The organism is Symmachiella macrocystis (assembly GCF_007860075.1).
GTDB lineage: Bacteria > Planctomycetota > Planctomycetia > Planctomycetales > Planctomycetaceae > Symmachiella > Symmachiella macrocystis.
The window spans coordinates 2560478-2573681 of sequence record NZ_SJPP01000001.1 but is presented as its reverse complement, the minus strand read 5'-3'; the positions used below and the strand labels follow the sequence as shown (position 1 = coordinate 2573681).

9 protein-coding genes are annotated in these 13204 nt (G+C 56.8%); 7 read left to right on the top strand and 2 right to left on the bottom strand.

Annotated features, from left to right (window positions below):
* The first annotated feature begins 12 nt into the window (after positions 1 to 12).
* The 6 genes from CA54_RS09955 (at position 13) to CA54_RS09930 (ending at position 7574) form a co-directional block, all read left to right on the top strand.
* The gene (locus CA54_RS09955) at positions 13 to 1464 is read left to right on the top strand and encodes a hypothetical protein (RefSeq protein ID WP_146370624.1); all 1452 of its coding nucleotides are present in this window, start codon (positions 13 to 15) and stop codon (positions 1462 to 1464) included.
* 117 nt (positions 1465 to 1581) lie between these two features.
* Positions 1582 to 2553: an alpha/beta hydrolase gene (locus CA54_RS09950; protein ID WP_146370623.1), complete on the top strand. Its 972-nt coding sequence runs from the start codon at positions 1582 to 1584 to the stop codon at positions 2551 to 2553.
* Between the two features lie 336 nt (positions 2554 to 2889).
* Entirely contained in the window at positions 2890 to 4452 is a 1563-nt protein-coding gene (locus CA54_RS09945) for an AAA family ATPase (RefSeq protein ID WP_146370622.1), read from the top strand.
* A 119-nt stretch (positions 4453 to 4571) separates the two neighbouring features.
* Complete coding sequence (locus CA54_RS09940) at positions 4572 to 6347, top strand: ABC1 kinase family protein (protein WP_231963022.1); 1776 nt, start codon at positions 4572 to 4574, stop codon at positions 6345 to 6347.
* A gap of 374 nt (positions 6348 to 6721) precedes the next feature.
* Positions 6722 to 7213, top strand: coding sequence for an ATP-binding protein (locus CA54_RS09935; protein ID WP_146370621.1), 492 nt, complete (start codon positions 6722 to 6724; stop codon positions 7211 to 7213).
* Positions 7214 to 7244: 31 nt separating this feature from the next.
* The gene (locus tag CA54_RS09930; RefSeq protein ID WP_197532345.1) at positions 7245 to 7574 is read left to right on the top strand and encodes an STAS domain-containing protein; all 330 of its coding nucleotides are present in this window, start codon (positions 7245 to 7247) and stop codon (positions 7572 to 7574) included.
* A 53-nt stretch (positions 7575 to 7627) separates the two neighbouring features.
* Here CA54_RS09930 and CA54_RS09925 read toward each other — a convergent pair whose 3' ends face one another.
* Together CA54_RS09925 and CA54_RS09920 are read right to left on the bottom strand one after the other, a co-directional pair.
* The gene (locus CA54_RS09925) at positions 7628 to 8548 is read right to left on the bottom strand and encodes an alpha/beta hydrolase (protein ID WP_146370619.1); all 921 of its coding nucleotides are present in this window, start codon (positions 8546 to 8548) and stop codon (positions 7628 to 7630) included.
* Positions 8549 to 8662: 114 nt separating this feature from the next.
* Positions 8663 to 10996 carry an alpha/beta hydrolase family protein gene (locus tag CA54_RS09920; protein WP_146370618.1) on the bottom strand — a complete coding sequence of 778 codons (2334 nt, stop codon included), beginning with the start codon at positions 10994 to 10996 and terminating at the stop codon, positions 8663 to 8665.
* A gap of 284 nt (positions 10997 to 11280) precedes the next feature.
* On the opposite strand from CA54_RS09920, the gene CA54_RS09915 reads away from it, so the two are divergent.
* Complete coding sequence (locus CA54_RS09915; RefSeq protein ID WP_197532344.1) at positions 11281 to 12981, top strand: serine/threonine-protein kinase; 1701 nt, start codon at positions 11281 to 11283, stop codon at positions 12979 to 12981.
* Positions 12982 to 13204: the final 223 nt, after the last annotated feature.

Below are 13204 nucleotides of genomic sequence, written 5' to 3'. Positions count from 1 at the left end.
GGTCTACATAGCATGAGAAGACTCTCAACACTTGCCGTAACGTGCCTATTCTTGGCCATTCCGTTTTTCACCCGCGCTATGCCCGTGCAAGCGGCTGACAATTCCGCACCGCTGCCATTTACCGCCGGCACCGCAAAAGCTGTGATTACCCCTGATGAACCGTTGACGTTGGTGATGGGGGGCAAGCCAAGCGGGAAGGATCACGACATCTATGCGCGGGTCTTGGTGTTGAACGATGGGCGGCAGCGGTTGGTGATTGTGACGTATGACCTCAATTGCTTGGACGTGGCGACACCCATTTTGCGTAAACGCTGTCGCGATGAGTTGGGGATTGATGCGGCGCATTTGATTTTGTTGGCGACCCACAATCATGCAGCGCCGATTCAAATCGTGCCGGAGAACTTTGCGTACGGGCGGAAGTTGGCGGATCAAATTTTTGGATTGATTGAAGCTGCGATTGCCGGTGAACAGGGTCCGGCGCAAGTCTCCGTCGGATCGGGACCGGGACACTTTGTGCAGAGCGTCGGCCACGCGCCGACCGATTATGAGATTCAACTTCTCAAAGTCACCGTCAACGACAAACCGGTCGCGCTGTTGTTCAATCATCCGACGCATCCGCTGCAGTCATCACAGACACGGATCGACGTGGGGCATCCCGGCTATGCCATCGACGATGTCGAACGGGCGTTCCCCGGCGCGCTGGCAATGTATGCCGATGCCTGTGGCGGAAATCAGTTTCCCGATCGGGGCGTGATCATGTTCGGGACGAAAGAACAGGTCCGCGCATTGGGAGGAGAGTTGGCGACAGCGGTACTCAAGATCGCGCGAGGTAAGATGCGAGACGTGACTGGCGAAATCCAGGCCAAACTGGAAGTCATCTCGCTGCCGTTGGCCGATCCCATCCCCTTAGACGAAGCGCGAAAACTGGCCGAGGGGGTGCCCATGAATATCGGCTACGTGCCCTACCCGCATCCTGATCGGGGGACAAATTGGATTCGCGCGTTGATGAATCATTATGACGAAAACATCCCCTTCCCCAAACGGACCACCGACCGAGTTTGCACTGACGATGCGTTTTTGATCCGCGAATACGAAACACCGCGCGAATTTCCCTGCAAGTACGAAGAAGTGATTGTCGCTCGCATCGGACCAATGGCATTTGTGGCGATGCAGGGGGAGGTCTGCGCGCCGATCGGCATGCGGATCAAAGACCAATTGCGCCGCGTTGGATTACCAATGATGGTCTTCGCCTATATGGGGGAACACAATCTCTACATCCCCACTCGCGAATTGGTACGGATCGATGCGTATCAAGCGAAAGTCATCCGCACCCAATACGCCTCACCGGTCGGTTGGGCGCCGGAGGTCGAGGATGAAATGGTCCGGGGCGTACTGAAACTCGTCCGCTCGATGTTCGAGGATGTCCCAGCAACGAAGACATTGGGCCTGGACGAGGTCCGGTGACGGCCAACTGCCGAATCAATATTGACTGGTGAGTCCATCGCTGTTAAAGACGCGCTCGCTTCTCTCTCGATCCCCTGACAGTCCATCCATTTCATCTCGCAACATCGAGGTGCTGTTATGCCGCGCGCTCGTCTTGAAACTCTATTGCGGCGCGGATTCTTAGGACTCCTCACAGCGATGCTGTTTTTCCCGGTCACCGGATGCGCGTCGTTGCTTTCTGAGATCATGGTCAGCGCCCCGAATCGGTTCAATCCGTTTGGCTCGAAAAACATGCTTTCGCCTCCCGAACGGAAACTGTTAGGAGTTGATCAACAGTTTCGCGTCGAGGTCGGGCCGCCGGATGCCAAGCTTGCCGTTTCAGTGATTGAGCCAGAGAACTTTGCCGAACCGCGCGGGACGATTCTTGTGCTGCATGGTATTTGGAACCGCAGCATTTGGATGCTGGGCACGGCGCAGATGTTCGCCGACGAAGGTTACCGCGCGGTGCTCGTTGATTTGCGTGGGCACGGGGCGTCGACCGGAAAATGGTTGACGTACGGACCGCGTGAATCGCGCGACATCTCGCAAGTGATCGATGCTCTAGAAGATCGCGAATTAGTTGTTGGCCGGTTGGGCGTGTACGGAATTTCTTATGGGGCGACGACGTCGATCCATGTGGCCGGCGGCGACCCGCGGATTTCTGCCGTGGTGGCCGTTGCGCCGTTTAGCAAAATGCGAGACGAGGTGCCCGACTATTCACGGACCGTCCTGCCGGGCATCGAGGACTGGGTCTCGGACGATACGTTCGAAGAAGCCGTCGATGCCGCCGGCGAACAGGGGGGATTCGACCCCGATCTATCCGACGCCCTTGCGGCGATCCGCAAGACCGAGGCCCCAGTGCTGATCATGCATGGGCAGGACGATTGGTTGGTTCCGCCGTATCACTCGATGCGGCTTTATGAAGCGGGGCGGGATCACGCCGAATTGGTGCTGATGCCCCGCTTGGGACACATCTCCATCTGGTTTGATGCCGAGGGCGAAGTGGCCGCCAAGGCGAAGAATTGGTTCGAGCGGCATCTGGCAAGTGGGGCAAAGTCCGCAGCGCCGTAAGCGGCGCTTGTGCGATCCGATTCGATCAAAGTCATCGGTCGTCACGGCTGTGACGGCTGGTTGCGTTGCAACGCAAAATTGGCCGCATAGTCGGCACGTTTCGATTTGGCAACGTTGAATTCCCGCAACTTGTACGAGATGCCCTCGCAAAATTTGACTCCGAGGCATGTGGGGTCTAGTTTTTGGTGCCCTTCACTCGAGTAACGTTCATGAGCGCAAATAGGGCTTGAACCGCTACTCGGGAGGGATCGCGCCTCCCACGTCGTGATTGTATTTTCAACTTGGCCTTCCCCCCGAGCCCTGAAGTAGGGCGCCTGGATTGAGATTTCAGACAGCATGACCGACAGCTCCGACAAATTGACTCCTGCCCAGTTCCTCTCGCAACTGAAACGGGACACCTCGTCCGCAGACGATTCCGTCGCAGCGGAGGATGAGGGCACTCCGAATTTTGACGACCTCGATTTTTCCGACCTGGAGCAAACCAACGCGACAGAGCAGGACGAATCCGACAACGACGAGGGACAAGATTCAGCGGAACACAACGAGGGCGAGGAATCGCCCCGCGACCACCAACAACTCAACGAACTGTTCGAGCGGGTGCATACCCTGTTGGGTTCGGAACATCATCAGGAAGGCGACATCTGGTCGCCACCCGAACCGGAAACCATCGAGGATACGGGACTGGGTTTCGAAGAGATCGAACGACTGGTCCTAAAATACCTGATGGCCCGCGGCGCCGCCGCCGGACGCGCGGTTGCCACGCACATCTGCGTTCCGTTTCAGATCATCGATCCGCTCTTGAAAAGCCTCAAGGCCGACAAGCTTGTGATTTTCAAGAACTCGGCCACGATGGGGGACTACGAATATACGCTCACCGACCTCGGACGCGAACGTGCTCGACGGTATAGCGAAGAATGCACTTATTTCGGCTCCGCGATGGTGCCGTTGCAGGACTACCTGATTGCGATGGAAGTCCAAAGCATCGCCAAGCAGGAGGCGACTGAAGAAAACCTCAAAGAAGCATTTTCGGATCTGATCATCGAACAAGCGATGCTCGACCAACTCGGCCCGGCGATCAACTCGGGACGCGGGATGTTTCTGTTTGGATATCCTGGTAACGGAAAGACTAGTATCGCCGAACGTGTCACCGGCTGTTTTGGCTCCACGATTTGGATTCCCCGGACGCTGGGAATCGATGGCGACATCATTCGATTGTACGACCCGGCCATCCACGAAAAAGTCGACGACGATAACAAGTCGGAGGGAATTCTCTCCATGAGTTCCTACGATCGCCGCTGGGTGCAAATCGTGCGTCCCACGGTCGTCGTCGGTGGTGAATTGACGATGGAAGAATTGGAAGTTCGGCAGAATCCCGCCAACAAATTGTGCGAAGCCCCGCTTCAATTAAAAAGTAACTGCGGCACGCTGGTCATCGATGACTTCGGTCGGCAACGGATGTCGACCGATGAGTTACTCAACCGCTGGATCGTTCCGTTGGAAAAACGCTACGACTTTTTGAATCTCCCCTCAGGCAAAAAGATCCAAGTCCCCTTTGATCAATTGATTATTTTCTCCACAAACTTGGAGCCAAAGGACCTAGTGGACGAAGCGTTTCTGCGGCGGATTCCCTACAAAATCGAAGCCACAAACCCCAGCCCGGACATGTTCCATCAACTGTTTGAATTGATGGCGCCGATGCAGGGCTTCCAATACGACAAAGGGGTCGTGGATTACTTGATTCAAACGCATTACGTCGAAACCGAACGCGAAATGCGGGCTTGCCATCCTCGCGACTTGTTGCTGCAGATCCGCAACTTTTGTACTTATAAAGGGTTGCCGAAGAAAATGACCGCCGAAGCGATCGACATTGCGTGTTCTAACTATTTCACCGTGATGTAGGCGGCGATCCGCCTTGCAGCCCGCGCTGCCGAGTCGCCCGATTGATTCTCCGCCGCCAATAGCGGATAGTAACAACCCGTCCGGCCGAGGAACGGCGATCCTAAGGTTGTTCCTCTCCGGTGCAAGACATCGCACGACGGTCGGCATCCGTATTGGGGGACGAACTGTCGCACAACGATGTGCAGCATCGACGATCTTCCGTCCCGGCTCACTGGAGGGCCATTTTGTTCGAAGCCCGTCCCATCCGATTCCTGCGTAATCTGGGGCGCAGCCGTGAAATCGCAACCGTGCTCTTAAACCACGGTTTTGCCGATGTCGTGGAACGACTACGGTTGATGCGGTACTTCCAATGGTGGCGGCGGGTTGTCTTTCGTCGCCGGCAACCGGTCGAACCCCCTGCCACACGCGCGCAGCGCCTTCGCCGTGCGCTTGAGGAGTTGGGACCGACATTCATCAAGTTCGGACAAGTCGGCAGTACCCGGCCCGACTTGCTCCCGGCTGATGTGATTGCTGAATTAACGAAACTTCAGGAACGCGTCCCCACGTTTTCACCGGAAAGGGCCATTAAGCAGTTCGCCGACGATATCGGCTGCCCGGTCGACGTGGCCTTCGATGATTTTCAACGGACGCCGCTCGCATCTGGGTCTCTCGGACAAGTCCATCTCGCCAAATTGAAAAACGGCAAACCGGTCGCGGTCAAGATTCGCCGACCGGGAGTAGTCGACGAAATCGAACGTGACCTGTCCTTGTTGCTGGAATTGGCGGCGCTAGCGGAAAAATACCTGCCGGAATTCGAAGTGTTCGACCCGACCGGTTTGGTGAACCAATTTGCCCGCACCATTCGCCGTGAAGTCAATTTCATGCGCGAGGCGCGGACGTTGGATGAATTTCGCCGTTTGTTTCGCAACGATGCTACGTTGTTCGTGCCGAGCGTGCATTGGGACTACACCACCGAGAGCGTACTCACAATGGACTTCGTCGATGGCCTGCCGGTCAGCGCGCATGAGAAAATGCTGGCGCGGGGAATCTCACCCATCGACATCGCAGCCAACGGCGCGCGGATCTTCATGAAACAGGTCTTTGAACTGGGCCTGTTTCACGGCGATCCGCATCCGGGAAACATTCGTGTCATGCCCGACGGCGTGATTTGCTTGTTGGATTACGGCATGACCGGGCGGCTGGACGACGACAAACGGGAACAACTGTTGGATCTGATGGTGGCCGTTGCCCGGCAAGATGTCGGAGGAGTGGTCAAAATGGTTCTCAATATCGGCGTGCCCTTCCGCGAGATCGACCATCAACTACTGCAAAGCGATGTTCGCGATTTTGTTGAGACCTATTACGGGGTCGATTTGGAACGCATCAATATTGGCAACATGCTCACCGATTTTGTCAACGTGCTGGCGATTCACGGAATTCGCTTTCCGGCGGACATGATGTTATTGATTCGCGCGCTGGTCACCTTAGAAGGAGTCGGCCGCGATTTGGATTCCCACTTCAACATGGCCGAACATCTGGCCCCGTATGTGCAACGACTTGTCCGCGAACGGTATAACCCGCGGAACATGATTGCCCGCTTTTTCGATGAAACACAAGCGATGGGCAGCGTGCTGTATGACTTGCCCGTTAATCTCGGCCGGACGCTAGAAAAAATCAGCCATGATGATCTGCGTGTTAAAATCGAATTCCAAGACATTGACCAGCTGACCACCGAGGTCGATCGCAGCAGCAACCGCGTTGTCATTGGCATGGTGCTAGCTGCGTTGATCGTGGCCTCATCGCTCATCATCCGCACCGGGTCGGACCACTTTTGGATCAGCGTGCCGGTCTACTTGCTCTCCAGCTTCTTGGGGCTGTGGCTCATCTACGGCATCTTCCGCAGCGGCTCGCTTTAGTTGGATGGGTCAATCAAACGGCGTGCCCCCCCGCCCGGCAGAGCCGGGGGGTATTCTGCACCACCCCCGCTTCTCTCCGGCTCGACCGGTGGTATCGCTTAGTCGGGTCACGCTAGGCCTGCGGGCTTGTATTGATGAAATGGTCTCGTGAAAAGCTTTTCTGAATCTCTCGCTAGTTCCCATGAGGTAGTTTTGAGAGACAGGGGCACGGTTGCCGATTAGGTAACTCTAGCTGCTTGTGTCATCCTCGATACGGGTTGCAAAACACTCCGAGGCGCGCTTTGCCGCGTCGGGACTTGAGTGGCAACAACTTTTGCCGACCGGTAATGCAACCCGTTTCCTCTTTTCATAATTCGCATTAGGGCCGAGAACTGATGACATTACGTTCCACACCCTCGCGACGGATCGCCAACGTCTATGGGGCACCGGAAAAGCCTCTTGTTGCTCATGCCAAGCTTGCCGTCTCCAGCGACTTGAGCGAATTGGCCCGCGTGCGGGACTTCGTACGGCACGTTTGCCGGGAGTTGGATGGTCACGCCTTGGATGAGCCCAGCACCACAGCGGTGCAATTGGCGGCAACCGAAGCGGCCAGCAACATCATGCGACATGCTTATCGCGGCGAAACCGGACGCAGGATCGATGTCAGCGGAGAGGTCCTGGACGACCGGGTTCGCATCGCGTTCGCGCACGATGGGGACGTCTTCGAGCCGGACGAGATCGCTGAGGTTGCCGAACCAGACGTCGACGCCACCACGCGGGGCGGCCTGGGGATGTACATCATGCAGGAGTTTCTCGACGAGGTTGTGCATGCCGAAGACGCTGCGCAACGTTCGTCTACCACGTTAATCAAAAATCGACAGCGCTGAAACGCAACGGAGCCTGAATCGGATGGAAACTATGCGGGATAAGAGAATCGACGTGGCCGTCTTGACTGTCAATCAAGATTACATGGATGCCAGCAACGCGGCTGCGGTGAAGCAGGACATTCTTCGGCAACTCGATGGACGGACGCAGGCGATTTTGGATCTGAGCCGTGTTGCATTTGTCGACAGTGCGGGATTGAGCGGACTACTCGCCTGCCTGCAACAAGTCGCTCAAACCGGTGGGGATTTGAAGTTGTGCGGCATCACCGACGAAGTTCGTGTGTTGTTCGACCTGATCAAGATGCAACGGCTGTTCGAGATTTTCGACAGCACCGAACAAGCCGTGCTGGCCTGCGAAGGGTAAAACCCACGGCGGCCCCCCGGCACAATCCGGGGGTGCGGGAAGAACGTGGACAGTTATTCCCGCGACAACCAATCACGCACCCGAGCAAAGGGCACGTCCCACAGCCCCGTGTAATTGGTGTTCGCTTCCTTAACGGTTTGGAATTCGATCTGCGGATATTCCTCCGACAGCGCGCCGACCTCTTCCGGTTGATTGCTAAAGACCGGTGAGCGCGTGATCGACTCAGTTCCCACCAGCAGCAAGACCGGACGGCCGACTTGCGGCAGATGCTTGACGATGTCGTAGGTATCCTCCGGCCCGTATTTCTCCAGAAAATTACGTGCCGTGATCAGCATGGGCAGCGGAAGCGTGATCGACATCAACCGGTCGGGCATGCCGTCATCAACAAATGCACGGGCAGCTTCATAATCATTGCGGAATTTTTCCGCTTGCGGATGCGCCATATACGCCGCATGCTGAAACCGCGGCGCGGAGAGCGTGACCACATGACTCACTGCCGGATGAGTCGCTTGGGCCATCGTATAAATCGCCTTCACGCCCCCCATGCTGTGCCCCACCAGCGCAATCCGCCGGTAACCTCGCCGGAGCAGTTCGTTAATCCCCGCATGCAGATCACTGCGGCAATCCGCAATCGATTCATAGGCAGCACCACCGCGCAGCGCCCCAAAGGGGCCGGGATTGGAACAAATCGCATCATGCCCTCGCGTATTCATCCGCAAAGCCGGCACCCCGGCTTGAATCGCTTGCTCCGCGAATGATTCCAGCACACCCGGCGCATAAAAATTGCTCCCGGTTCCGTGCAAGAGCAGAAACGCATCAACAGGAAGTGAAGACTCGACTCCAGCTTCGGGCAGCGCCAGGGCGCCGTCGAGGTAGATTTCGTCGTTTGTGGTTACGCGGACAAGTTCCAACGGCATTGCAGCGGGGCTTTCTCTCGATCTGTCCTTGGTGGGGGGGGTGATGACGAACATCATAGACAGTTCACCATCAGCGGACTACCGCCGCAAAATCGGCAACGACCGTGGCACCCAAGCATGCCAGGAGTCGCACCACTCGGCGTTTTGCTTTGAGTAACACAACCTACGAGATTACTTGCGATCCTTGGGCCAATCCAAATGCCGGTGCAGGAACTCGAACGTCCCTACGCCGTTTATCGAATGCGGGCCTTTGAAGTATTCGATTTCGGTCTTCTCCGGAATATCCAACTCCGCATAGTGCCGGCGGACCTTGGCGTATTCCCAGGCGACCCATTCGTCCGGGGCGACGCCGTCGTAATGGCCTCGTTCAACCATAAACGGACGCGGCGCCATCAGACTGGACAGTTCGGCATAGTTGGCGACGTGCCCCATGTTCCATTCAAACATCTCGTACTCGCCGGTGAACATGTAGCTGTAGCGGTCCGAGACACTGGTATTTTTCAAAATCCATTCGTCGTAGTCCGCTGAACAGATCGACAATGCATATCCCGGCAGCAGCGGCGGCACGCGGACGGCTGTTTTTCCGCCGTACGAAAGTCCATAAAACCCAATCCGCTGCGGGTCGACGTTCGGCAATCCGGCCAGAAATTCCAGTGTCCGTTCGTGTTGCCGTAGGATGTAACTAAACAGCGAGCGCTTCACCGGATTCGACTTGCGCTGCAATACGCGAAACCGGTCCTTACCGCGATAGGGATTCTGCGGCGAGTACGTGATGAAACCGCGGTTGGCCAGTTCATGGGCATAGGCGCTGTAATATTTAAATCCGCGGCCCTCCTGGGTGATCGTGTCCATCGGCACCCCTTCGAGGCCATGTTGGCAAACCACAACGGGCCGTTTGTCTCCCTCCTTGAGATTTTTAGGCAGCAGCAAAATCCCGGCAGCGATCACATCGGGATAGACATCCAGCACGACTTCGTAACCGGTGTATCCCGGGGTATCGAAAATCTGTCGCGTCCGTGGATGAAGCGGCATGTCGGGCGGCGGGATTTTTCCGATCAACTCGTCCCAGACATACTGCCGGTAAAATTCGGCGGTCTTTTCCCAACTCTCGATCGAACTGCGATCGGCCTGGGACCAAAACTTGTCACGTACGCTGGAACTGCGGCGCGATAATTCCTGTGTGAACTCCACGAGCTGCGCGACTTGTTGCTGCTGGCGGGTTTGCGGATCAAACAATCGCCGTCGATCCGCCGTTGCCGGCGCGGCGGGTGGGTTGAGTTTTTCAATCGACAAGCCATTCAGAAACGGGGCAAGTGCCGCGGGGGTCCCCGAGGGTCCATCCCCTTCACGGCTGCTGGTGAAGAAAAACTTGTCGGTCGCGTTCAGCTTGTCGTATTGCACAGCGGCGCGGTCGACCTCTTTACGGACATGCGCGAGCGTACAGATTTCAATCGCTCCCGGCGCCGCTCCCCCGCTGCGGCCTGCCGTCGGTTCTGGCGGCCCGGCCACTTCAGGGACGGCCGCTGCTTCGATCGTCAGTGAACGCGGCGCGATCAACCCGGCCAACTCCGCATCGCCGAATTCACTCAATTGGCTCCAGACGTTGCGGTAGATCGGTTCCTGCCACACCTCTTCGCGGGCTTCGAAATATCCGCTCACCAACACCGCATCGATCCGCGTATCGGCGGCGCCGCTATGCAGCGCCAGCAAACCCCCTTCGCCGACCCCCAACACCCCGATCGGCAAATCGACGTTTTCCATTTCATTCATCCGCTCAAATTGATCGACGGCCGCCATGACTTTTTGAACTTCATATCCGATCACATGCCGTCCCATTTCGAACGCCTGTCGATAAATCCATTCGCGGTGCGTTTGATTCGTCATGCGGATGTTGGGATTACCGGAAAACGTATCCGCGCGGCTGATCAGCGTGGGAATCAACACCTGGCAACCGCTGGCGACCAATTGCAGCGGCGAACGTGCGGGAACGTCGACCCCTTTGGCTAGACCGATGAACATTTCCGGCGTCCAATCAGCATCGGGCAGCGCGATCACGCGGGCCAGCGGTTTCGATTTCGGTTGCAGGAGCAGGCCTTCGCCATAAACTCCCCGCAGAGCCGGCCAGCGGACGGCGAGAATTTGATACGTATCGGTTTCGGCAACAACCGCCGCATCGGTCGTACTGGCGATCAACTCAATCCCAAGCGGCCGCGGCCGCTCATCGACAGCACCGATGATCGTGCGAAACCCAGCCCGGTTTTTAGCGACACTTTTAAGATACGCCGCTTCACTACTGTAATCACGATTCCAATGGGCCGCTCTCCCTGCGACAGAATCAGCCAGTGCACGCAAAGCAAATCGATCAATCCCATCGACCATTACTTCGTCCAACGGCTCGGCAATCGTCAACGGTTCCGTCCCAGGCAATACCTGAGCAGCAGCCGTCGTCGTGATTCCAACGACAAGTAGCCAAGAACAAACAACGGCAAACAAGCGAAGCGCCATGATCAAATACCTCGGTAGGAACCCGTTAGAACACTGTATCGTGGCGGTAGTTCCGGGTGGAGATTGTAGGAAGGAGATCCATGCCCGCGACTTTTGTAACCGTTTGTAACAGAACTCCGCGACGGCACTCCCACTGTAACTGACCCTGCGGCACTTTCAAAACCATTGGGCTGCGACCAGGTCAAAACACCGAGGAATTGCCCCCACCTGGGCGGAAGCGTATGATACGTGAGCGCTTGTCCTCTCACGTTCCAGGAACTGGTGTCCCGAAACCCGTCTCATCTATGCCAGACTCACCGCAGCCCAATGACCCGTCAGAACGACCTGAGCCTGATGTTGGGCCGACGCGCGCCTTGCCGAATCTCAGCAACACAGGAGTCTTTGCGCAAAACGGCGGAGCGGGTGGCCAATTCCAGGATCTGACCGAGCAGACGCTGGGGGAGTTTCGCGTCCTAAGGCGAATTGGCCGCGGCGGCATGGCGGAGGTCTACCTTGCCCAACAGACCTCGCTGAATCGGAACGTCGCCTTAAAAGTCCTGCGCCCCGATTTGGTCTCCGATGAAACGCACGTCAAGCGATTTCGCACCGAAGCCTTGGCCGTAGCAGGCTTGAATCATCCGAATATCATTCAAGTCTTCTCCGTGGGCACGGAAAACGGTTTCGAGTATATCGCGCAGGAATACGTCCAAGGCTACAATCTGCGGCAATATCTGGTCCGCAAGGGGCCGCCCGATCTCCCGATGGCGCTGCACATCATGAAACAGGTCGCGTCGGCGCTTTCGGCGTCAGCCCAAGCGGGAATCGTGCATCGCGACATCAAACCCGAAAATATTATGGTGACCCCCAAAGGACGGGTCAAAGTCGCCGACTTCGGACTGGCACAATTGACGCTGCAAGGCGAACGGGTGAACCTGACGCAAGTCGGCATCACCATGGGAACGCCGCTGTACATGAGTCCCGAACAGGTCAACGGCAGCAACGTCGGCCACCAAAGTGATCTCTATTCCTTTGGCGTGACCGCCTATCACATGTTGGCCGGTTCGCCGCCGTTTCGCGGAGAAACCGCCGTGAGCGTGGCGGTGCAACACATCAAAGGCGAGGCCACACCACTGGAGCAATCGCGGCCGGACTTGCCCATACTGCTGTGTCGTATCGTTCATAAATTGATGGCCAAGGAACTGACAGACCGGTATCGCACGGCTAATGCGGTGCTGAAAGATCTCAAACGCGTGGTGGAGGAACAGGACAACGAACATCCACTGCGGGGCGAGGCGGCGATGCCCACCGTTGAAGTCGGTCCGCAACCCTCTTCGACGCTCTCCACAATCTCGCTACCGGTCCAATCGCTCGTCCGACTCCCCGACCGTCCGCTGCATAACCAACTGAAACCACTGCTCTACGCAGCAGCGGCGCTGTTTCTGCTCGGTTTCGGCGCAGGCTGGTTGGCCCTGCCAGCCGACCCGCTGAAGACCTACGAAGTCATCCCGGATCCTGACGTACCTCTCCAAAACACCGTCCAGGAACAGGTTTTCTATGCCCTCAAATTGGGTAAGTCGGAAACTGCCTGGAAAGCGGTGATCGAAAACTTTGAGGACGAACTGTACTATCACGATGTCGCCAATCGACGTTTGGCGCTGCTCTATCTTGATGAAGCAAAGTACTCCGAAGCGGAGGCGATCTTTCAGGACTTCATCGAAGCCCCGGCATCTGAACCGGAAAAACAAGCGTTCGGCTATGCCGGCAAGGTGCTGTTGCTCAACGAACAAGGCAAATTTGAGGAATCGCTACAAGAATTCCTCAAGCACCTGGCTCCGTCCGATTCAAAGTCGATGGTCGATGATCTGGACGACGGCGAGATGCGAAAGAGGCTTCGGGCAGCGGTCAATCTCAACTTGTCCAAGTTGAACAAACCTCCTGAGGACAAGTTGAAACCATTTTTGAACGACGCGCCCGAAGGGCCGGATGAGGGAGCACCCGCCCCGTAAGGCAGTTCGGGTAACCTGGGCAGCGACTGCCGATTAATCCGCCTGCAGGGTGTCGTCCTAAAAAAAGGAATGCACTGGCGCACTTTCGACCAAGGTCTAACGATTGTCTGGACGATGATGGTTGTGCGGCCGATGACTGATCGAGCCGCTGCGATGACAACCTGAGAATGCGCACCCGATTTTGACCCGCTGCGGTGCCCGGCCGAAACATCGACCTGGATGC

What these genes read in the sequence shown, in the direction of transcription:
- CA54_RS09920 (WP_146370618.1), bottom strand. Translation starts at nt 10,996, where the DNA reads ATGGCGCTTCGCTTGTTTGCCGTTGTTTGTTCTTGGCTACTTGTCGTT.
- CA54_RS09935 (WP_146370621.1), top strand. Translation starts at nt 6,722, where the DNA reads ATGACATTACGTTCCACACCCTCGCGACGGATCGCCAACGTCTATGGG.
- CA54_RS09915 (WP_197532344.1), top strand. Translation starts at nt 11,281, where the DNA reads ATGCCAGACTCACCGCAGCCCAATGACCCGTCAGAACGACCTGAGCCT.
- CA54_RS09945 (WP_146370622.1), top strand. Translation starts at nt 2,890, where the DNA reads ATGACCGACAGCTCCGACAAATTGACTCCTGCCCAGTTCCTCTCGCAA.
- CA54_RS09930 (WP_197532345.1), top strand. Translation starts at nt 7,245, where the DNA reads ATGCGGGATAAGAGAATCGACGTGGCCGTCTTGACTGTCAATCAAGAT.
- CA54_RS09955 (WP_146370624.1), top strand. Translation starts at nt 13, where the DNA reads ATGAGAAGACTCTCAACACTTGCCGTAACGTGCCTATTCTTGGCCATT.
- CA54_RS09950 (WP_146370623.1), top strand. Translation starts at nt 1,582, where the DNA reads ATGCCGCGCGCTCGTCTTGAAACTCTATTGCGGCGCGGATTCTTAGGA.
- CA54_RS09925 (WP_146370619.1), bottom strand. Translation starts at nt 8,548, where the DNA reads ATGATGTTCGTCATCACCCCCCCCACCAAGGACAGATCGAGAGAAAGC.